The sequence below is a fragment of the Candidatus Solirubrobacter pratensis genome (assembly GCF_000425945.1).
In the GTDB taxonomy this organism is placed as follows: domain Bacteria; phylum Actinomycetota; class Thermoleophilia; order Solirubrobacterales; family Solirubrobacteraceae; genus Solirubrobacter; species Solirubrobacter pratensis.
Genome location: NZ_AUEK01000008.1, coordinates 426,169 through 447,351, shown reverse-complemented (window position 1 = coordinate 447,351; position 21,183 = coordinate 426,169). Strand labels below are relative to the sequence as shown.

Genomic DNA, 21,183 nt, shown 5'->3' with positions numbered 1-21,183 from the left:
TCGGCGGCCGATAGAGGGAGTGTGCACCCTCGGTCCCGCACACTCGCTCGCCTGCCGTGTCTGCTGACGCTCCTGTTCCTGGTCGTTCCAGGACGGGCGCTCGCCGACGCATCGCTGTTCGCCGCGCCGACCGCCTGCGCCGGCGCGCCGGCGGGCGGGCTCACGACCGCGACCGACACGACGAGCGTCCCGGGGGGATGGCAGCGCTTCGACGTCAGCGTGACGATCACCGGCACGAACGTCGTCGCCTCGGAGTGGATGATCGACTGCGGCGCGTCGCAGCCCGGACCGACGGTCCCCACCTTCAACGTCAGCGGCATCCACGTCCTCAGCCACCGCGTGCAGGACTCCAACGGCATCTGGTCGGACTGGGTCGACGACACGGTCCAGATCGACAAGACGGTCCCGGTCAACAACTCGATCGTGCCGAGCGGATGGTCGCGCACGCCGGTGAACGTCACGATCGCCGGCGCCGACAGCGTCTCCTCGATCGATCACGTCGAGTACGACCTCGACGGCGCCGGCGTGCAGTCGGTCCCGTCGGGCACGAGCTTCAACGTCACCGGCGACGGCACGCACACGCTCGACACGCTCGTCGAGGACCTCGCGGGCAACCGCTCCACGCTGCGCAGCGACACGGTGCAGATCGACAGCGTCGCGCCGGTCGACACGACCGTCGTGCCCTCCACCTGGCAGTACACGCCGACGACGATCAACGTCACCGGCACGGATGCGCTGTCCGGGGTCGGGCACGTCGAGTGGAAGGTCGACGGCGCGCCGGTCGGCGGCAGCAGCGGCGCCAACGGCGCGGCCGTCGTGATCCCTGACGGCACCCACGCTCTCGAGACCAGGGTCGTCGACGTCGCCGGCAACGCCACGGGCTGGGTCACGCACACCGTGATGGTCGACACGACCGGCCCGCAGGACACGACCGCGGTGCCCACGCTGTGGCAGGGCAGCTCGCCCGTCGACATCACCGTGTCGGGGATCGACCCGCAGGGCTCGGGCATCGATCACGTCAACTGGAAGCTCGACGGCGTTCCCGGCACGGGCCCGAACGACAGCCACGTGCCGGTCTCCGGCGACGGCGTGCACACGCTCGAGACGCAGGTCGTCGACGGCGGCGCCGAGGCGTCCGGCTGGAACACGCGCTACGTGCGGATCGACACCGTGGTCCCGACCGACCAGACGTCGACCTCGAGCGGCTGGTTCACGTCGGCGCAGACCGTGCCGGTGACCGGCTACGACGCGCACTCCGGCGTGCAGAAGGTCGAGTGGAAGCTCGACAACGCCGGAACCCAGAGCTCGACCGGCAACCCGGCCAACGTGCTCGTCTCCGGCGACGGCAACCACACGCTCGTGACGCGCATCTACGACAACGCGGGCCACGTCTCCGGCTACAGGACGAACACGATCCGGATCGACGGGTCGGCGCCCGTCAACACCACGCCGGCGGCGAGCTCCGCCTGGCGCCGGACCCAGTACTCCGTCGTCCTGAGCGGCGCCGACAGCGTCTCCGGCATGTCGGAGATGACCTACACCGTCGACGGCGGGCCGCCGACGACGGGCCCTTCGGGCATCCAGACCGCGGTGGTCAGCGGCGCCGGCACGCACATGCTGCGCACATGGGCCACCGACGTCGCGGGCAACATGTCCGGCTATCGCGACGAGACGATCAACATCGACGACGTCGCGCCGTCGGACACGACGAGCGGCCCGAGCGGGGCGGTCGCGAACAACTATCCGATCACGCTGAGCGGGTCCGACGCGCACTCCGGCATCAGCGTCATCAAATACATGCTCGACGGCGGCGACGAGCACAGCGTCGCGGCGGGCTCGACGGTGCGCATCTCCGGCGCGGGGCCGCACACGCTCGAGACGCAGGCGGTCGACAATGCGGGCAACACGAGCGGCTGGAAGTCGATGACCGTCACCGTCGACCTCAGCCTCTCCGGTGACATCACCGCGCCGACCGACACGACCACGACCGTCGGCGTCGGGTGGCGGACGCGCGACGTCGTGCTGACCCTCAACGCCGACGACGGCGCGGGCGTCGGCGTGGACTACATGGAGTACCGCATCGGCGGCGTCAACATCCAGCGCGCCGCCGTCGGCTCGACCGTCACGATCACGGGCGACGGGCCGCACACGATCGAGACGCGCGCGTACGACCTGCTCGGCAACGTCTCCCTTTGGCGCGAGCAGACCGTCGGCATCGACACGGTCGTGCCGGTCGACACGTCCGCGATCACGCCCGCTCCCGCGTGGACGAACACGCGCAACATCGTGCTCGCGGGCACCGACCCGCCGCCCGGCTCGGGCATCGACAAGATCGAGTACCAGGTCGACGGCGGCGCCTCGCAGTACGTGGTGAGTGGCGGCAGCGTCACGCTGCCGAGCGACGGCGACCACACGATCCGCCATCGCGCGCTCGACGTCGCCGGGCAGGCGTCGGGCTGGACGCTCTCGTCGCTGAAGGTCGACACCGTCAACCCGGTCAACACGAGCGCCGCGGCGCCGACGGCGTGGCAGACCGCCTCGGGCCTCTCGCTCGCGCTGAGCGGCACCGACTCGCTGTCGGGCGTCGACCACGTCGAGTGGCGGATCGGCGGCGGCGCGACGCACACGGGCTCTCCCGCGGTCGTCGACGCCGACGGCGTGCAGCTGCTGGAGACGCAGGCGGTCGACAAGGCCGGCAACGTGTCGGGCTGGCGCGGGGAGGCGGTGAAGGTCGATCGCACGAAGCCTTCGAATACGACCGCGGTGCCCGCGAGCGGCTGGCAGAACACGAACTTCACGACGGTCGTGACGGGATCCGACGCGACCTCCGGCGTGGCCGGCGTCGAGTGGAAGCTCGACGGCGGGGCGTCGCAGACGACCACCGCGGTCTCGATCGCGGCGTCCGGCTCGCACACGCTGTCGACGCGGATTCGCGACGCCGCGGGGAACTGGTCCGACTGGCGCGACGACCCGGTCGGGATCGACAAGGTCGCCCCGGCGCTGACGGCGAGCTGCGGCACGACGGAGTGGCGCTCGAGCCCGGCCGTGTGCTCGGTCACGGCCGATGGCGGCGCCTCGGGGCTGTCGGTGCTGACGGGGGCGCGCGGCGACGCGCCGGCGACCGCGGTGTCGGGCGGCAGCTACACCGTCGACACCGAGGGCTCCTACCCGCTCACGTTCCGGGCGGTCGACGGCGCGGGCAACGAGAAGCTGGCGCTTGCGCAGGTCAAGGTCGATCTCACGCCGCCGTCGGCGGGCGTCTCGTGTGCGCCGGACACGGGCACGGCGTACGTGTGCACGGCGACGGGCGGCGACACGCTCTCGGGACTGGCCGGGCTGACGTGGTCGGTCGACGGCTCCGCCGCGACGGGCGTCGGCAACGGCGCGACGTTCGCGGTCGCGAAGGGCACGATCACCGTCAGAGCGACCGATCGCGCGGGCAACGCGGCCACGTCGCCGGCGGTCGTGCTGGCGGAGCGCAAGGCGCCGCCGACAGGGCCGGCAAAGACGAAGGGCAAGCCGGCGCCGACGCCGCGCACGGCGAGCCGCGCGGTGCTGCGGCGCGGCAAGGGCACGGTCGCGGCACGCGCGCTCGGCCAGCTCGAGATCTCCGCGCTGCCGGAGTCCACGACCGCCACGCTGCGGCCGCTGGCGCTCGGCAGGGGCAGCTTCCGGGTCACCCTGAAGGTGACCGCGGATCGCAAGTCCAAGACCGTCAACAAGAAGGTCTCCAGCAGGTCGCGCTACTCGCCGCAGATCGTCGTGAAGGCCGGCGGCGCGGTGGACGTGACGGTCACGCTGACCGTCAAGCGCAAGTCCGGCGGACGCTGGATCACGTACGCGACGGGGACGACGAAGCTCTAGATCGCCGCCCGACGCTGAGGCCGGCGGCGATCCCGGCGGCGACGGCCAGGACGCCAGCAACGCGGCCGGCCGTCAGCTCCGAGTCTCCGAGCGCGGCGGCGCAGAGCAGCGCGGCGACGGGGAGGACGCCGGCGAACAGTCCCGCGCGCTCGACGCCGAGGGCGCGCACGGCGGAGTACCAGAGTACGAAGGCGAGCGCGGTGACGACGGCGGCGAGCCACGCCAGCGCGGCGACCTCGCTCAGCGTGGGCGCGGGGAACGCATCGGCGGGGCCCCCCGTCAGCAGCGCGAGGACCGCCAGCATCGGCACGGCCAGCCCGACCGCCCACGTGGAGACCGACACGGGGCCGAGCGTCGAGAGCAGCGGCGCCGCGAGCAGAGAGAAGGCGGCCTCGCAGGCGAGCGCGCCGAGCGCGGCGGCAAGCCCCGCGACCGTCACGTCTCCGCCGAGGCCCTGCACCGCGGCGGCGCCCGCCGCGACCATCGCGCCGGCCGCGATCACCCGCGGCTGCGGGCGTCGCCCGGCCTGAAGCGGGCCGGCGAGCGCGAGGAGGACCGGTACCGTCGCGACCACGACGCCGACGCTGCCAGGGTCCATCGAGGCCTCGGCGGCGAGTACCAGCAGATTGAACGCGGCCAGCCCGGTCGCCGCGAGGAGCGTGAGCCGCACGAGCTCCGTCCGCCGCGGGCGCCCGATCCGCCCGCGAGCGATCGCCGCGAGGATCAGCGCGCCGAGCGTGTACCGCAGCGCCTGGCCGCCCGCCGCCGGGTAGTCGCGGATCCCGTCGAGGACCGCGAACGAGGACCCGACCGCCGCCATCGCCCCGCACGCCGCAAGCCCGGCCCGGACCGCAGTACGCGCGTCTCCGCGCGCCGCCGTGCGGTCTCCGGATTCGCCGGTCGCGGTGGACATGGCGGCGACGATAGGCTCCCGGTGGTCCGATCACCAGGACCACCTCGATGCCCGTGAACAGGACCACTTCGGCGCCGGAGCTGCTGCTCGCCCTCGCGCGCGACGGGGCGGTGCCGCTCCGGGCGCAGCTGGAGGCGCAGGTGCGGGAGGCGGTCGGGTCAGGGCGACTCCCGGCCGGGATGCGCCTGCCTTCGTCGCGGGCGCTCGCCGCCGAGCTCGGCGTCTCACGTGGCGTCGTGGTGGAGGCGTATGGACAGTTGGTCGCCGAGGGCTACCTGGCGGTACGGCGAGGCTCGGCTCCGGTGGTCGCCGCGGTGGCCGAGCGGCGCCCGCAACCGGTGCCGGGCGCTCGCGAGGCCGCGCCCCGCTACGACCTGCGCCCGGGCACGCCGGACCTCGCGCTGTTCCCGCGTCGCGCGTGGGCGGCGGCCCAGCGGCGGGCACTGGCGGAGGCGCTCGACGCGGACCTCGGCTACCCCGATCCCGCCGGGCACCCGGCGCTGCGGACCGCGCTCGCGGAGTACCTCGGCCGGGTGCGCGGCGTCGACGCGGACCCGTCGCGGATCGTGGTGTGCGGTGGCGTCGCCGAGGTCCTTGCCCTCGTCGCCCGCGTGCTGCGCGCCCGCGGGGCGGTCCGGCTGGCCGTCGAGACCCCGTCGCACCACGCGACGCGCGCGCTGCTGACGCACCACGGGATGCAGCTCGTCGCGATCGGCGTCGACGAGGACGGCATCGACGTCGCCGCGCTCGCGGCCGCGGACGTGGACGCCGTGCTCGTCACGCCCGCGCATCAGTTCCCGACCGGCGTCGTGCTCTCCGCCGCGCGGCGTGCCGCGCTCGCCGCGTGGGCGCGGCGGACCGGCGCGCTGGTGATCGAGGACGACTACGACGCCGAGTACCGCTACGACCGGCAGCCGGTCGGCGCCGTCCAGGGGCTCGCGCCCGAGCACGTCGTCCACGCGCATTCGGTGTCCAAGACACTCGCGCCCGGCCTGCGTCTCGGCTGGGCGGTGCTGCCCTCGCACATGGCGGCCGAGGTGGCGGCGGAGAAGCGCCTGTCCGACCTCGGGACGCCGGTGCTCGAGCAACTCACGCTCGCCGCCTTCCTCGCTCGCGGCGAGCTCGATCGCCACCTGCGCCAGACGCGCCCGCTCTACCGCCGCCGGCGCGAAGCGCTGCTGCGCGAGCTGCCGGAGCTGCCCGCGGCGGGCTCCCCCGCTGGACTGCACGTTCTGGTCGGCCTCCCGGACGGCAGGGCCGAGGCGGACGTCGTCGCCGCCGCGGCGGCGAACGGCGTCGCGGTCGAGCCGCTCGGGCCGCACGGTATGCCCGGCACGGGCGGGCCGGCGCTGATCCTCGGCTACTCGCGGCTGCCCGAGGCCGCCCTGGCGGAGGCGGCGAGGCGCCTGCGCGCCGCGATCGCGAGGTGAGCAGCGCGGGCGGCGGTGCGGATCGCCGCCTGCCGGGCCTGATCGTGCCCTGCGGAGATCGCACGCGGACCTCTTCCTGTTGACGGTCTGGCTCGGCTTGCGACAATCAATACAAGCCCACCGAAGGGAGCGGTCAATGGAATCCGCTGCAAGAGTCCTGGTCGTCGCCAACCGCACGGCTGCCACGCCGGCGCTGATCGACGCGGTCAAGGAGCGGGCCGCGCGAGGTCGCGCCCAGTTCACCCTGCTGGTGCCGAACACGCCGCATGGCCTCCACCGGCTGGTGGATCCGGAAGACCAGTCGACCAGCGAGGCGGAGCAGACGCTCGAGCTCGCCGTCCCGCTGCTCGAGCGGGCGGCCGGGAGCCACGTCGAGGGCATCGTCGGCGATCCGGAGCCACTCGCCGCAATCCAGGACGCGATCAACGTCCACGGCTTCGACGAGATCATCATCTCGACGCTGCCGTCGCGCGTGTCGCGCTGGCTCAAGCTCGACCTGCCGAGCAAGGCCGCGGGCCTCGGGCTGCCGGTCACCACGGTCACCGCGAGCGGCCGCGCGGAGGCGCATGTCTGAAGGTCTCCGCGTGGCGCGGGGCGCGTGTCTAGGCTCTGAGGGCCTTGAACCCCTTCTGGATCTGGATGCAGGTCGCGATCGTCGTGCTGGTCATCATCAGCGCGATCATCGCCATCGTGAAGCTCTGAGGAACCGGCGAGCAGCGCCGCGGTGCCTGTTTATGATCGCGGCATGTTCCGGTCGATCGTGGTGGGCACTGACGGTTCCGACACGGCGCGCAAGGCGGTCCAGGATGCGATCGACCTCGCCAAGTCGGTCGGTGCGGCGGTATTCCTGGTGTCCGCCTACGAGCCCGTCCCGCAGGCGCGGCTGCGCGAGGAGGCGCGCCAGGCGCCCGAGGATCTGCAGTGGATGATCAACCCGCGCGAGGACGTCGACGCGACGCTCAGCGACGCCGCCGACGAGGTGCGCGAGGCGGGCCTGGACGTCGAGACGTTCGCGCGCGAGGGCGACCCCGCCGACGCGATCCTCGACGTGGCCGAGGAGCGCGACGCCGATCTGATCGTGGTCGGCAACAAGGGAATGACCGGCGCGCGCCGGTTCCTGCTCGGCTCCGTGCCGAACAAGGTCTCGCACCACGCGCCGTGCTCGGTGCTGATCGTGCGGACTACCTGACGGGGATCGCCGGGTCCGTCGCCGCGGCGGCGTCGATCAGCCCCCAGCCGTAGCGTGCGTCCTGTCCCGGCGCGCCGAGGTCGTGCGCCGTGGTCTCGAGCCGCCGCTCGATCGCCGCCGGCGACGGGTTGGGGCCGAGGATGCCCGACGCGACGACCAGCGCCGCCGTCGCGGCGGCGTGGGGCGCGGCCATCGAAGTGCCGATGTAGCCGCTCGGGAGGCCGAAGCGCCGCACGCTCCCGTCGTTGGCGAAGGTCATCTGGTAGATGTCGCCGCCCACGGGATCGTTCGGATGGCACGACGGGTCGCCCTCGAGCGGCGCGTCCGGACCGCCGCCGGGCGCCACCACGTCGAGGTCCTGCCCCTCGTTGGAGTAGTCGGCCTGGCAGCCGTGCTGGGTCGTCGCCCCGACCGACAGCACGTCGCTCGAGCGCGCCGGATAGGCGACGGCCTGCGCGGCCGCGTTGCCCGACGCGCCCACGACCAGCGTGCCCTTGGCGCGCGCGTGGCGCAGCGCGCTCAGGATGTCCGGGATCTGCTGGCGCGTCACGCCCGAGCCGAACTCGAACGAGAGGTTGATGATCTTCGCGCCGTGATCGGCCGCCCAGCGAATGCCCGACGAGATCGACGCCGAGTCGCCCTCGCCGTCGCGGTCCAGCACGCGCACCGGCATCAGCTTCACGCCGTAGGCGAGGCCGGTGACGCCGACGTTGTTGCCGGTGCCCTCGGCGATCGTCCCCGCGACGTGCGTCCCGTGGCCGTTCTCGTCGTTGGGGAACGCGTCGCGATCGACGAAGTCGTAGCCCTTCACGAAGCGGCCGTTCGGGAAGTCGGGCGAGCGCTTGAAGCGCTTGTGATCCGCATACGCGACGCCGGTGTCCAGCACCGCGACCGTCACGCCGCGGCCGCCGGGATGCCCGGCCGCGAGCAGGTGCTGCCACGCATCCGGCGCGTTGACGCCGGTGCCCGGCAGGAAGTTCCACTGCAGCTGCTGCCAGCCGGTCGGCGCGTTGGCGTTGCCGGGATCGGGCGGGATGTAGCCGGAGGCATGGGCAACCATGTTCGGCGTCGCGCTCAGCACGCCCGGCCGCCTGCGGAGCGCCCGCATCGCGCTCGCCAGGCTCTTGCCGGCGGCGACCTTGACCACGCGCGTGCGCGTGCCGTCCACGCCCACACGGGACGCGTGCGCCCCGGTGGCGGCGTAGCGGACCACGACCTCGCTCGGGCGGTAGCGGGCATCGGGGGGCCCGGCGAGACCGTCGTCGGCGGACGCGGCGGCGGGCAGCGCGCAAGCGAGCGCGAGCAGCAGAATGGGCGGCAGGAGGGCGCGAGGCATGGGCGTGGGGAGCTGACGGGCCGGAGCGGGGGAGCCCGTCGCGGTCTAGAACATGATCGACTGCCCAGAGTTCCGCGACAACCCCAACGTGTGCCGAAACTGTGACGAAACCGCGCCGAGACAGTGACAATCCGCCGCCGGCGGACGGGAGCCCGCCGGGCGCCGAGACGCCGCGCCGCGCGGGGATGCCGGCGGGTGCCGAGCTGCCGCCGGCGGCTGGGATGCCGGCGGACGGCGCGGTGCCGGCGGGCGCGAAGACGCCGACGCGCGCCGAGACGCCTGGCGCCGAATCGCCGGTCCGCGCAGAGACGCCGCCGGAGGCGGCGATCGCCGACGAGGCCCTCATGCGCCTGGCGATCCGGGAGGCGGAGCTCGCGATCGCCCACGACGACGTGCCCGTCGGAGCGATCGTCGTCGACGCGTCCGGCGAGGTGATCGCGCGCGGCCACAACGAGCGCGAGCTGCGGCAGGACCCCAGCGCGCACGCGGAGATGATCGCGCTGCGCGCCGCCGCCGAGGCGATCGGGCACTGGCGCCTGCTCGGCACGACGCTCTACGTCACGCTCGAGCCCTGCGCCATGTGCGCGGGGGCGATCGTGCTTGCGCGCGTCCCGCGCGTCGTCTACGGCACGACGGACCCGAAGGCGGGCGCCGCCGGCTCGGTCCTCGACATCCTCGCGGAGCCGCGCCTGAACCACCGCCCGAGCGTCACCGCCGGCGTGCTGCAGCCCGAGTGCGCGGCGCTCCTGAAGGATTTCTTCGCCGCCCGCCGCTGAGGATCGCTACCCTCACAACCCGCATCCGGAGGGGTGCGAGAGTGGTTGAATCGGGCGGTCTCGAAAACCGTTGTGCGGGCAACCGTACCGAGGGTTCGAATCCCTCCCCCTCCGCCTCAGACCCTGCGTATCCCGCCTAGACGGCGGGATCGCGGGGTTTCGGCAACCGTGCGTAGCTGCGGGCGGCGGGTGGACTCAGGCCAGCCTGAAGCGGCGATTTCAGGGTTCTCTTTCCCCGGGCTTTCCCCCGAAGGGGTCTGATCCCGGGGGACGTCGACCAGGAGCACAAGGCGGCCGAACAGCGGAGTAGGGCCAAGCGGTGTGCGCATCACCCGTTGGGGATGACGCGCGGTCATGCCCGGGCGCGGGAGGCTGTCGCCATGAGTGGGAGATCGGCTCGGGAGTCGCGTCGCATGCTCGCGCCGCTGGCGCTCGCGCAGTTCATCTGCAGCTTCGCGGGCTCGAACATGAACGTCATGATCAGCGACATCAGTCGCGATCTCGACACGACCGTCACCGGCGTGCAGCTGGCGATCACGCTGTTCCTGCTGGTCATGGCGATCCTGATGATCCCGTGCAGCAAGCTGACCGACCGCTTCGGCCGCAAGCGTTGCTTCATCGTCGGTCTCGCGCTCTATGGCGTCGGTGCGCTGCTGAGCGCGGCCGCGCCCGGGCTCGGGATCCTGATCCTCGGCAATTCGATCTTCGAGGGCGTCGGTACGGCGCTGCTGATCCCGCCGGTCTACATCCTCACGACGCTCGCGTTCGCCGACCTCACGTCGCGCGCGAGAGCGTTCGGCCTGATCAGCGGGATGGGCGGCATCGGCGCGGCGGCCGGGCCGCTGATCGGAGGCGTGATCACGAGTGCGATCAGCTGGCGCGCGGCCTTCATCTTCCAGGCGATGGTGATCGTCGCGATCATCGTCCTCAGCCGCCATGTCCGCGACCCGCTGCCGGCGGATCCGACGCGCACGTTCGACGTGCTCGGCGCGGTTCTGTCAGCCGTCGGGATGTTCTTCGTCGTGTTCGGGATCTTGCAGGCCGACACGGATCTCGTGCTGATGGTCGCGCTGATTGCCGCCGGTGTCGCGTTCCTGGTCTGGTTTTTCCTCTACACCCGCGGCCGCGAGCGTGCCGGGAAGGAGCCGCTGCTCACGCTGCGCCTGTTCCGCAACCGCACCTCGAACCTCGCGCTCGTGACCCAGAACCTTCAGTGGCTGCTGCTGATGGGCGTCTCATTCGTCGTCGCCGTGTTCCTGCAGGAGGTGCGCGGCTACAACGCGATCGAAACCGGTGTGATCTTCACGGCCGCGACGGTCGGTGTGCTCGTCTCGTCGCTCGCCGCCGAGCGGCTCGCCAAGCGGCACGCCCAGAGAACGCTGATCATGACCGGCTTCATCGTCACCGCGGCGGGGATCGGCGTGCTGCTCGCCCTCGTCGGTGCGTCCTCTCGCGTGATCGCGTTCGGGCCTGGCCTGCTGCTGATCGGACTCGGGACCGGGGTGATGCTGACGCCGTCGGTCAACGTCGTGCAGTCGAGCTTCCCCGAGGCGCTGCAGGGCGATATCTCCGGGCTCTCGCGCAGCGTCTCGAACCTCGGCTCGTCGTTCGGCACCGCGATCGCCGGCACGATCCTCGTCTCGGACCTCGCATCCGGGAACGGCACCTACGTCGCGGCGATGATCGTCCTCGCCGTGGTCTCGCTCGCGGGCATCGTGATCGCGATGCGAATCCCCGCGACATCCGGACAACCCGGCACGCCGCGAGAGCGCGGCCGGTCCGACGCGCCCCCCACGGCGGTTTCGCACACGTAACGCAATCTGCGGACGTGCCGAGCTCTCCGGCGGGGTGGCGAGGTGCGGTCGCTGCGACGGACGGGGTTGCGTAACCCGCGAGTTACGCCTAGAGTGTAACCCGTGAGTGACACATCGGTCAGGATCGCCCCGATCGCCGCGCCGAGTCACTCGTTCGTCGACGGCTACCTCAAGGAGCAAGCATCGCCATGAACGTCCCGCCGATCGTCTCGCCGCAGGAGTGGGAGGCCGCCCGCCGGCACCTGCTCGTGAAGGAGAAGGAGCTGACCCGCGCGCACGATGCGCTCGCCGCCGAGCGCCGCCGGATGCCGCGGATGGCCGTGGAGAAGGAGTACGCCTTCGAGGGCCCGAAGGGGCCGGTGACGCTGCTCGACCTGTTCGAGGGGCGCCGTCAGCTGATCGTCTACCGCTTCTTCTTCGAGCCCGGCGTGGGCGGCTGGCCGGAGAGCGGCTGCACCGGCTGCTCGATGATGGCCGACCAGGTCGCTCACCTCGCGCACCTGAACTCCCGCGACACCACGTTCGCGTACGCGTCGCGCGCGCCGCAGCCGGACATCGAGCGCTTGAAGCGACGGATGGGCTGGGACATCCCCTGGTACACGATCACCGACGACTTCGACGCCGACTTCGGCGTGGACGAGTGGCACGGCACCAACGTGTTCCTGCGCGACGGCGACCGGGTGTTCCGGACCTACTTCGTCAACAACCGCGGCGACGAGGCGCTGGGCAGCACGTGGAGCCACCTCGACCTCACGGCGCTCGGACGCCAGGAGGAGTGGGAGGACTCGCCCGAGGGCTACCCCCAGAACCCGCCGTACAAGTGGTGGCGGCTGCACGACGAGTACGGGTCCGAAGCCGGCAGGTGGGAGCAGCAGGTCGACGAGGCGCTCCCGTTGATCGACGAGCACGCGCGCCGCTCGGCCGGGGAGTGATCGCCCGCGCTCGATGAACCGGGCCTACACGTCCAGCACCGCGAGCCTCATGCGGCGAGGTCCGGTTCGTCGTCGTGCGGACGGTGGACGATCATCACCGGCACTCGCGCGTCGTGCATGACGTGGTTGGACACCGATCCGAGCAGCGCGGCGGTGACCCGCCCGCGCCCGCGCGAGCCCATCACGATCAGGTCGTGGTCGCCTTCGCGCGCTGCCCGGAGGATCTCGCGCGCGGGATCGCCGTCGAGCAGCCGCGTCGTCAGCGAGAGGTCGGCCGGGACGCCGTCCGCCGCCGCTCGCAGCCGCTGGTCCAGGTCCTGCTGCTGCGCGTCATGTGCGGCGCGCACGCCGCCGGGCGCCTGCCAGGCGAACGACGGCGGCGGAGCGACCACGGCCACGAGCGCCAGCCGGGCACGCACCGACTGCGCGAGCGCGACGGCGTGCTCGAGCGCGAGCTCCGCATCGGGCGAGCCGTCGAACGCGACGAGGACATGGCGATAGCGGGGCACCGCGGGGATCCTCGCACGCGTGTACTACGCTCGCCCACCCATGGATGACGTTACGCTCGCCCGTCTTGCGAAGCTGGCCGTCGAGTTCGGCGCCAATGTGCAACCCGGCCAGATCGTCTCGCTCTCCGGCGCGCCCGGGAAGGAGTACCTGGTCCGTGCGATCGCCGAGGAGGCCTACAAGCGCGGGGCGAAGTTCGTCGACGTCTCGTGGTTCGACCCGTGGGTCAAGCGCGCGCGGATCGAGCACGCCCCCGACGACACGCTCGAGTTCGTGCCCGAGTGGTACGGCGAGCGGCTGCTCGCGCTCGGGCGCGAACGCGGCGCCGCGATCACGCTCTCGGGGCCCGTCGCGCCCGGCCTGCTCGACGACCTCGACCCCGTGCGCTCCGGCCGCGACCGCCTGCCCGCGGTGCGCGAGTCCGGCGAGGTCGTGAGCCGGCGCGAGCTCAACTGGACGATCCTGCCGTGCCCGACGGTCCCGTGGGCCAAGCTCGTGCATCCGGACCTCGAGGACGAGGAGGCGCTGGCCAAGCTCGAGCAGCAGCTGATGCACGTGCTGCGGCTCGACGAGGAGGACCCGGTCGCCGTGTGGAAGCGGCGCGCGGACACGCTCATCGACGTCGCCGCCAAGCTCACCGAGCGCGGGTTCGACGCGCTGCACTACACCGGCCCGGGCACCGACCTGACGGTCGGCCTGCTCCCCGGCGCGACCTGGATGGCCGCGCGCTTCGAGACCGCCGACGGCATCACGCACATGCCGAACCTCCCGACCGAGGAGGTCTTCACGTCGCCGGACCCCGCGCGCGTGGACGGTCACGTCACCTCGTCCAAGCCGCTCGTGCTGGTCGACGGGACCGTCGTACGCGACCTCGCGGTGCGCTTCGAGAACGGACGCGCCGTCCAGCTCGATTCGAGCACGGCGCAGGAGACCATGCGCACGATCATCAAGCGCGACGAGGGCGCGGCGCGGCTCGGCGAGGTCGCGCTCGTGGACCGCGAGGGCCGCATCGGCGCGCTCGACACCGTCTTCTATGACACGCTGATCGACGAGAACGCCGCCTCGCACCTCGCGCTCGGCCGGGCGTTCCCGTTCCTGGCCCCGGACGAGGAGGTCGCGGGGCGGATGAACGAGTCCGACATCCACATCGACTTCATGATCGGGCGCCCGGACCTGACCGTGACGGGCGTCACGAGCGCGGGCGAACAGGTACCCGTGCTGGTCGAGGGCGCGTGGCAGCTCTGACTTCGCGCTAGCCTTTCGCGCGTTCCAGGAGAGGTGCCGGAGCGGTTGAACGGGCACGACTGGAAATCGTGTGACGGGGGTTGACTTCGTCCGAGGGTTCGAATCCCTCCCTCTCCGCTTGAGGGCCGTCAGCGAGCCGACGGCGACGCCGCCGTGAGCGCGGCGTACAGCGCTTCGGCGGCGGCGAGCACGCGGTGCTCGCCTCCCGCCGGGCCGGTGAGCTGGACGCCGACCGGCAGGCCGTCGTCGTCGACGCCCGCAGGGACTGCGACCGCGGGAAGGCCCGCCATGTCCTGCGGGACGGTGTAGGTCAGCACGCGCTCGCGGAAGTCGGGTGGCTGCTGGGCGATCGGCGCGGGCGCGGTCGCGGCGATCGGCGTGAGCAGCATGTCGGCGTGCTCGAAGAGGGCCGCGAACGTGGAGTGGACGGCGGCGCGGGCGGCCGTGGCGGTGACGTAGTCGTCGAGGCTCACGTCGCGCGCCCGCTCGAGCCGCATCTTCACATCCGCGCCGTAGCGGTCCGCGTGGGCGGGGAAGAGGCTGCGATGGGAGTGCCGGGCCTCGGCGGCCTGGATCCTCTGGAACGCGGGGTGGATGCGCTCGGCGCCCGGGAAGTTGAGCTCCACGAGGTCGGCGTCGAGCGCGGCGACGGCGGCGTCGAACGCGCGCTGGATCCCGGGGTCGGGCGCGTGCAGGTGCAGGTCGGGGCAGAGCGCGATCCGGGTCGCGGGCTGCACCTCGGCGCGCTGCTGCGTGAGGGCGTCGTAGAGCAGGCGCACGTCGGCGGGCGTGCGCGCCATCGGACCCGCGTGGTCGAGCGAGGGCGCGAGCGGGAACACGCCCCGCATGGAGATGCGGCCGTAGGTCGGCTTGAGGCCCGAGACGCCGCAGAACGCGGCCGGGATGCGGATCGAGCCGCCGGTGTCGGAGCCGAGCGCGAGCGCGCACATCCCGGCCGCGAGCGCCGCGGCCGAGCCGCCTGACGACCCGCCGGGCACGCGCTCGGTGTCGTGGGGGTTGCGGCAGGGCCCGAAGTGCGGGTTCGCGCTCGTGATCCCCCACGCGAACTCGTGCGTCAGCGTCTTGCCGACGATCATCGCGCCGGCTTGCTTGAGGATGCGCACGGCGTCCGCGTCCTGATCGGGGACGTGATCGTCGAAGATGACGCTGCCGTAGGTGGTGCGCACGCCGGCCGTGTCGAACAGGTCCTTGACCGCGACGGGGATCCCGGCGAGTGCCTCGGCGGTGCCGTCGCGGTACGCGCGCTCCGCGGCGCGCGCCTGATCGCGGGCGGCGTCGAGCGTGAGCGTGATGAACGCGTTCAGCTCGGGCTCGCGCTCGGCGATCCGCGCCTCGGTGGCGTCGAGCACCTCCACGGGGCTCAACTCGCGCGCGAGGAAGCGTGCGCGCATCTCGACGGCGGAGAGATCGGCGAGCGACGACACCCGCCGCGAGTCTACGCGGCTCGCCGCGCGGCACATATTCGGACTGACGTCCGCTTGCCGCGCTTGTATGTAGGGGTAGCCCCGAAGTGTGGAGGGATCTCAACGACGGGTGGGCATAGAGTGCGGCATGTGAAGGGCAGCGAGACGCGCGAACGAGTCGTCGTGCGGATGGCCGGAGACTCCGGCGACGGCATGCAGCTTGCCGGCAGCCGCTTCACCGACGCGACCGCGGTGCTCGGCAACGACCTCGCCACGCTGCCCGACTTCCCGGCCGAGATCCGCGCCCCCGCCGGCACCGTCGCCGGCGTGTCCGCGTTCCAGATCCACTTCGCGAGCCGCGACATCCTCACGCCCGGCGACGCGCCCGACGTCCTGGTCGCGATGAACCCCGCGGCGCTGAAGGCCAACCTCGGGCTGATGCGCCGCGGCGCGACGATCGTCGTCAACGAGGACGCGTTCAGCGTGCGCGCGATCCAGAAGGCGGGGTACGAGGCCAATCCGCTCGAGGACGGCACGCTCGAGCCCTACACCGTCAAGCGCATCCCGATGAGCTCGCTCACCCAGCGCGCCGTCGAGCACCTCGACGAGGTCACGAGCCGCGACGCGCAGAAGGCGAAGAACCTGTTCGCGCTCGGCGTCCTCAGCTGGCTCTACGACCGCCCGACCGAGGTCACCGAGCGCTGGGTGCGCGCGAAGTTCGGGGAGGGCCACGTGGCCGAGGCCAATCTCGCCGCGTTCCGCGCCGGCTGGAGCTTCGGCGAGACCTCCGAGCTGATCGACGTCCAGGTCAAGGTCAGCCCGAACATCGACGTCGCGCCCGGGACCTACCGCAACGTCAACGGCACGGAGGCGACCGCGCTCGGGCTGATCGCGGCGAGCGCCAAGAGCGGCCTCCCGCTCGTGTTCGGCGCGTATCCGATCACGCCCGCGTCCGACCTCCTGCACAGCCTGAGCCGCCACGGAAAGGACGGCGTGCGCACGGTGCAGGCCGAGGACGAGATCGCGGCCGCGTCGATCGCGCTCGGCGCCGCGTTCGGCGGGTCGCTCGGCGTCAGCTGCACGAGCGGCCCGGGCCTCGATCTGAAGACCGAGACGATCGGCCTTGCCGTCACGCTCGAGCTGCCGATGCTGATCATCGACGTCCAGCGCGCGGGCCCCTCGACCGGGATGCCGACCAAGACAGAGCAGTCGGACCTGCTGCAGGCGCTGCACGGGCGCCACGGCGAGTCGCCGCTGCCGGTCGTCGCCGCCCAGAGCCCCGGGCAGTGCTTCGACGCGGTGTACGAGGCGGTCAGGATCGCCGTGACGTACCGCACGCCGGTGATCCTCCTGAGCGACCTCTTCCTCGCCAACTCGAGCGAGCCCTGGCGGATCCCGAAGGCGCGCGACCTCCCGCCGATCGACCCGCGCTTCCGCACCACGTGTCCGCACGACGCCCCGTTCCTTCCATACACGCGCGACGACAACCTCGCGCGCCCGTGGGCGATTCCCGGCACGCCGGGACTGCAGCACCGGATCGGCGGGCTGGAGAAGCTCGACGGCGCCGGCTCGATCTCCTATGACGGCGCCAACCACCAGCGCATGACCGACCTGCGCGCCGCCAAGGTCGCGGGCGTCGAGGTGCCGGACGTCGAGGTCGCCGACGACGCGGACGCCGATCTGCTCGTCCTCGGCTGGGGCTCGAGCTACGGGACCATCCGCGCCGGCGCGCGGCGTGTGCGCGAGCGCGGGGGACGGGTCGCGACGGCGCATCTGCGCCACCTGCATCCGTTCCCGGCCAACCTCGGGGAGCTGCTGCGCTCCTACGACCGCGTGCTCGTGCCGGAGATGAACTCGGGCCAGCTCGCGCACGAGCTGCGTGCGCGCTACCTGGTCGACGTCGAGACGTACGCGAAGGTCCAGGGGCAGCCGCTGCTGCCGTCGGAGATGGAGCGGGAGATATGGCAGCGACTCAGCTGACGAAGGCGGACTTCCAGTCCGATCAGGAGACGCGCTGGTGCCCGGGCTGCGGCGACTACGCGGTGCTCGCGGCCGTGCAGTCGTTCTTCCCCGAGCTCGGCATCCCGCCCGAGCGCATCGTGTTCGTCTCCGGCATCGGCTGCGCCGGCCGCTTCGCGTACTACATGGACACCTACGGGATGCACGGCATCCACGGCCGCGGCCCGGCGCTCGCGACCGGCCTGGCCGCCGCTCGCGAGGACCTCTCCATCTGGATCGTGACCGGCGACGGCGACGCGCTGTCGATCGGCGGCAACCACCTGATCCACGCGCTGCGCCGCAACGTGCCGGTCAAGATCCTGCTCTTCAACAACCAGATCTACGGGCTCACCAAGGGCCAGGCGTCGCCGACCTCCGAGCTCGGCAAGGTGACGAAGTCGACCCCGTTCGGCTCGATCGACGCGCCGTTCAACCCGGTCAGCCTCGCGCTGGGCGCCGAGGCGAGCCTCGTCGCGCGCACGATCGACACCGACAAGCAGCACCTGCCGGCGATGCTGCGGGCGGCTGCCGAGCACGAGGGCGCGGCGCTCGTCGAGATCTACCAGAACTGCCCCGTGTTCAACGACGGCGCGTTCGACGCGCTGCGCGACAAGAAGCGCGGGGCGGAGAACCGGATCGAGCTCGTGCACGGCGAGCCGATCCGCGGCGTCGTCCGCGCGCCCGACGGCAGCCTGCGGATCGGGGACGAGGGTGAGCCCGTCGTCCACGACGCGCATCGCGAGGATCCCAGCTTCGCGTTCGCGCTCAGTCGCCTCTCGCTCACGCCCGACGGGCCCACGCCGATCGGCATCTTCCGCGCCGTGAAGCGACCCGTCTGGAGCCGCGACCTTCCGCCGGCCCGCGCGCTCGCCGAGCAGGACCTCGACGCGCTGCTCGGCGCCGGCGACACGTGGACCGTGGCGGGCTAGAGGCGCGCAGCAGCGCGAAGTGGGCGGTCTACCCGCCCGACGTCCTGCCGGCGTGGGTGGCGGAGATGGACTTCCCGCTCGCGGAGCCGGTCAAGGCCGCGCATCGTGACCGCGGCCGGCGAGCCGCGCGACGTCCTGCAGACGCTCGACGGCAACCGCGCGCTGCTCGGCGAGGACCCGGCCGCCGCGTTCCTCGAGCGCGGCCGCGTCGCGCTCAGCCGCGGGCTGGACTTCGGCGCCCAGGGCGCCGGCCTCGCGCGGCTGAACATCGGGACGCGCCCGGAGCTGGTCGAGGAGGCCGTGGCGCGGATGGGCGCGGCGGTCTAGGACCCGGGGGGCGGGGCGGAGGCGCCGAAGGCCTCGACGGCCGGCGGCTCTCCCGCCTCGTCGAACACGCCGAGGGTCTCGAGCTCGACGACCATCACCACGTGACGGGCGGCGACGGCGATGAAGTCGTGCCGCTCGGGCGCGCGCGCACCGTCGAGCCAGGTGACGTCGGCGTCGGTCAGCGCGAGGAAGTCGTCCCCGTTGGCGTTGAGGAAGTCCGTGGTGCGAGAGCGGAAGCCCTCGTTGGGCAGCTGCAGCGTGCCCACGATCTCATGGCGCGCCGTCTCGACCCGGACGCGCTCCCGGCGAAAATGCATACCGCCAGTATCGGCGTTCGCCCGCCGCGTCTGTAGGGTTCCGCGCCCCATGCTGGACATCGACGCCGTCAATCGCCCGTTCTGGGATCTGCTGAGCGCCGGGCACGGACCGCTCGCCCTCTTCGACACGCACACGCACATCGGCTCCAACGATCCGGATGGCTTCAAGCAGTCGCCCGCGGAGCTGATGAGCGTGATGGAGAAGGCCGGCGCGCGCGCCGTCGTCTTCCCCATGCATGAGCCGGACGGCTACCCGCCCGCCAACGACGCCGCGCTGGCGGCCGCGGAGGCGTCGGACGGCCGGCTCGTCGCCTTCGCGCGCATCGACCCGAAGCTCCCGGGTGCCGTCGAGGAGGCGCGCCGCTGCCTGGACGCCGGCGCGCGGGGCCTGAAGTTCCACCCGCGCGCGGAGCGCTTCGCGCTGTCGGAGCCGCTGGTCCGCGACGTGGTCGCGCTCGCGCATGAGCGCAAGGTGCCGATCCTCATCCACGCGGGCCGCGGCATCCCGGCGCTCGGGCGCGACACGGTCGAGCTCTCGGGCGAGTTCCCGGACGCGCGGCTGATCCTCGCGCACGCGGCGATCTCCGACCTCGCATGGCTGTGGAAGGTGCTGCCTGAGCACCCGAACGTCTTCATCGACACGGCGTGGTGGAACCCGGCCGACCTGATCGCGCTGTTCGCGCTCGTGGCGCCGTCGCAGATCCTGTGGGCGAGCGACTCCCCGTACGGGCTCCCGCTCAGCTCGTTCGTGATGCACGCGCGCTGCGCGCTGCAGGCGGGCGTGCCGGACGATGCGCTGCGGTCGATCGCCGGCGCCCAGACCGAGCGGCTCGTGAACGGCGAGGACCCGGTCTGGATCGGCCCGCCTCCGGGGCCTCCGGCGGCTCCGCAGGATCCGCTGCTGGAGCGGGTCGTCGCGCATCTGACGTCGGCGATCGGCCGGATGTTCGGCGGCGGCGATCCCGACGAGCCGGTCGCGCTCGCGCGGCTCGCGTGTGCGGTCGGCGATGACGGCCCGCACGCGGACGTCTGCGCCGCCGTGCTCGAGCAACTCGACCTCTTCCGCGAGCACCTCGCGCCGCCGCCGCCCGGGCGCCCGATCCCGGTCGCCGGCCGCTTCGTGGTCGGGGCGCTGACGATCGCGCGCACGGCCGACGTGCCGCTGCCCGCTCGTCCGGGCGCGCCGCATCCGACGCGCGAGGGCGCCGACGCCTGAGCGCCCGGCCGAGCCTTCGCCGCCGCGGTCGTGGGGACCTCTCATTGGTGGCTAGCCTCACGATGCAACCGATGCCGGGGTCGTTCGGTCTATTCCTGCTGCGTCGCGCGATCGGGGTCGTGGTGGTATCGGTCGCCGTCACCGCGGTCACATACGTCACGCTCAACGGATTCCACGCGGGCGACCTGCTCGACTACCTCAACCGGGCGTTCCTGCACTTCGACCTCGGCGTCTCGCGCGGGCGCCCGTTCCGGCCGGTGACCGACATGCTCCGCGAGTCGGTGCCGGCCGACCTCTCGCTGATCGCCGGCGCGCTGGTGATCGGCGTGGGCGCCGGGGTCGCCGGCGGCGCCGTCTGCGCGCAGCGGCCGGGGACGCTGCTCTCGAAGGCGCTGCAGGGCACCGCCGCCGTGCTGCTGTGCGCGCCGGTCTACGTCGTGGGCATGATCGCCATCCTCGTCTTCGGCAAGTCGGTCGGCGCGCCGGTCCCGCTGCCGTTCGTCTCACCCAACAGCTACCGGCCGCTCACGCACGACCCGCTCGCGTGGCTGAACTCGCTCGCGATCCCGTGGCTGATCGCGGCGGGGCCGCTCGCCGCGATGTACCTGCGCATGACGCGCGCGACGCTGCCGGAGGCGGCGAGCGCCGACTTCGTCCGCACGGCCACCGCGAAGGGGCTGACGCCGGCGCAGGTGACCGTGCGCCACACGCTTCCCGCCGCGGTCGCGCCGACGCTGTCGCTCGCCGGCGCGTCGATCCCGCTGCTGGTCGGCAACGTCGTGCTGATCGAGGCGGTGTTCGGGATCCCGGGCGTCTACCGGCTGATCCCGGGCGCGATCGACAACGGCAACTTCCCGGTCCTGCAGGGGATCGTGATCGTGGGCGCGGTCTTCGTCGTGCTCGCCAACGCGCTCGCGGACGTCACGCTGGCGCTGCTCGATCCGCGCGTGCGCGACGCCTGAGCGG

General features: G+C 72.6%; 18 protein-coding genes and 2 tRNA genes. 15 read left to right on the top strand and 5 right to left on the bottom strand.

Translation table 11 applies throughout. From position 1 onward, the window contains the following. The first annotated feature begins 21 nt into the window (after positions 1–21). A complete protein-coding gene (locus tag H958_RS0112680; protein WP_028058938.1) occupies positions 22–3,864 on the top strand; it encodes an OmpL47-type beta-barrel domain-containing protein in 3,843 nt (1,280 codons plus the stop codon). Here the strand turns inward: H958_RS0112680 and H958_RS36895 are convergent. Continuing rightward, complete coding sequence (locus tag H958_RS36895; protein WP_081685823.1) at positions 3,833–4,777, bottom strand: EamA family transporter; 945 nt, start codon at positions 4,775–4,777, stop codon at positions 3,833–3,835. The genes H958_RS0112680 and H958_RS36895 overlap by 32 nt on opposite strands. 47 nt (positions 4,778–4,824) lie before the next feature. Here H958_RS36895 and pdxR point away from each other — a divergent pair, with 47 nt between their 5' ends. The 3 genes from pdxR (at position 4,825) to H958_RS0112655 (ending at position 7,396) form a co-directional block, all read left to right on the top strand. Next, positions 4,825–6,207, top strand: coding sequence for a MocR-like pyridoxine biosynthesis transcription factor PdxR (gene pdxR / locus H958_RS0112670; RefSeq protein ID WP_028058937.1), 1,383 nt, complete (start codon positions 4,825–4,827; stop codon positions 6,205–6,207). Between the two features lie 136 nt (positions 6,208–6,343). Beyond that, positions 6,344–6,781 carry a hypothetical protein gene (locus H958_RS0112665; RefSeq protein WP_028058936.1) on the top strand — a complete coding sequence of 146 codons (438 nt, stop codon included), beginning with the start codon at positions 6,344–6,346 and terminating at the stop codon, positions 6,779–6,781. Positions 6,782–6,952: 171 nt separating this feature from the next. Next, complete coding sequence (locus H958_RS0112655; RefSeq protein WP_028058935.1) at positions 6,953–7,396, top strand: universal stress protein; 444 nt, start codon at positions 6,953–6,955, stop codon at positions 7,394–7,396. Here the strand turns inward: H958_RS0112655 and H958_RS36890 are convergent. Next, positions 7,389–8,732, bottom strand: coding sequence for a S8 family serine peptidase (locus tag H958_RS36890; RefSeq protein ID WP_051324175.1), 1,344 nt, complete (start codon positions 8,730–8,732; stop codon positions 7,389–7,391). The two genes, H958_RS0112655 and H958_RS36890, sit on opposite strands and share 8 nt — an antisense overlap. Positions 8,733–8,917: 185 nt before the next feature. Between H958_RS36890 and tadA the strand changes: the two genes are divergently transcribed. From tadA to H958_RS36880, 4 genes are all read left to right on the top strand, one after another. After that, on the top strand, positions 8,918–9,508 hold the full coding sequence (gene tadA, locus H958_RS0112645; protein WP_231379238.1) for a tRNA adenosine(34) deaminase TadA: 591 nt from the start codon (positions 8,918–8,920) through the stop codon (positions 9,506–9,508). A gap of 27 nt (positions 9,509–9,535) precedes the next feature. Further along, positions 9,536–9,622, top strand: a tRNA-Ser gene (locus H958_RS0112640). Between the two features lie 299 nt (positions 9,623–9,921). Then, positions 9,922–11,322: an MFS transporter gene (locus tag H958_RS36885; protein ID WP_156027952.1), complete on the top strand. Its 1,401-nt coding sequence runs from the start codon at positions 9,922–9,924 to the stop codon at positions 11,320–11,322. A 188-nt stretch (positions 11,323–11,510) separates the two neighbouring features. Next, positions 11,511–12,254: a DUF899 domain-containing protein gene (locus H958_RS36880; protein WP_051324173.1), complete on the top strand. Its 744-nt coding sequence runs from the start codon at positions 11,511–11,513 to the stop codon at positions 12,252–12,254. 47 nt (positions 12,255–12,301) lie between these two features. On the opposite strand, the gene H958_RS36875 is transcribed toward H958_RS36880, so the two are convergent. Beyond that, complete coding sequence (locus H958_RS36875) at positions 12,302–12,763, bottom strand: universal stress protein (protein ID WP_051324172.1); 462 nt, start codon at positions 12,761–12,763, stop codon at positions 12,302–12,304. 40 nt (positions 12,764–12,803) lie between these two features. Here H958_RS36875 and H958_RS0112620 point away from each other — a divergent pair, with 40 nt between their 5' ends. Continuing rightward, positions 12,804–14,006: an aminopeptidase gene (locus H958_RS0112620; RefSeq protein ID WP_028058933.1), complete on the top strand. Its 1,203-nt coding sequence runs from the start codon at positions 12,804–12,806 to the stop codon at positions 14,004–14,006. Positions 14,007–14,033: 27 nt separating this feature from the next. Next, a tRNA-Ser gene (locus tag H958_RS0112615) sits at positions 14,034–14,123 on the top strand. A gap of 11 nt (positions 14,124–14,134) precedes the next feature. Here the strand turns inward: H958_RS0112615 and H958_RS36870 are convergent. Beyond that, positions 14,135–15,451, bottom strand: coding sequence for an amidase (locus H958_RS36870; RefSeq protein WP_051324171.1), 1,317 nt, complete (start codon positions 15,449–15,451; stop codon positions 14,135–14,137). A 168-nt stretch (positions 15,452–15,619) separates the two neighbouring features. On the opposite strand from H958_RS36870, the gene H958_RS0112605 reads away from it, so the two are divergent. The 3 genes from H958_RS0112605 (at position 15,620) to H958_RS0112595 (ending at position 18,684) form a co-directional block, all read left to right on the top strand. Further along, on the top strand, positions 15,620–17,410 hold the full coding sequence (locus H958_RS0112605) for a 2-oxoacid:acceptor oxidoreductase subunit alpha (protein WP_051324206.1): 1,791 nt from the start codon (positions 15,620–15,622) through the stop codon (positions 17,408–17,410). Further along, positions 17,392–18,357, top strand: coding sequence for a 2-oxoacid:ferredoxin oxidoreductase subunit beta (locus H958_RS0112600; protein WP_028058931.1), 966 nt, complete (start codon positions 17,392–17,394; stop codon positions 18,355–18,357). Before H958_RS0112605 ends, H958_RS0112600 begins: the two co-directional genes overlap by 19 nt. 105 nt (positions 18,358–18,462) lie before the next feature. Then, positions 18,463–18,684, top strand: coding sequence for a hypothetical protein (locus H958_RS0112595; RefSeq protein WP_028058930.1), 222 nt, complete (start codon positions 18,463–18,465; stop codon positions 18,682–18,684). Here the strand turns inward: H958_RS0112595 and H958_RS47505 are convergent. Beyond that, positions 18,681–19,001, bottom strand: coding sequence for a DUF6812 domain-containing protein (locus H958_RS47505; RefSeq protein WP_028058929.1), 321 nt, complete (start codon positions 18,999–19,001; stop codon positions 18,681–18,683). The two genes, H958_RS0112595 and H958_RS47505, sit on opposite strands and share 4 nt — an antisense overlap. Positions 19,002–19,050: 49 nt before the next feature. Here H958_RS47505 and H958_RS43295 point away from each other — a divergent pair, with 49 nt between their 5' ends. Both H958_RS43295 and H958_RS36860 read left to right on the top strand, forming a co-directional pair. Continuing rightward, positions 19,051–20,217 carry an amidohydrolase family protein gene (locus tag H958_RS43295; protein WP_051324170.1) on the top strand — a complete coding sequence of 389 codons (1,167 nt, stop codon included), beginning with the start codon at positions 19,051–19,053 and terminating at the stop codon, positions 20,215–20,217. Between the two features lie 71 nt (positions 20,218–20,288). Further along, the gene (locus H958_RS36860) at positions 20,289–21,179 is read left to right on the top strand and encodes an ABC transporter permease (protein WP_051324169.1); all 891 of its coding nucleotides are present in this window, start codon (positions 20,289–20,291) and stop codon (positions 21,177–21,179) included. Positions 21,180–21,183: the final 4 nt, after the last annotated feature.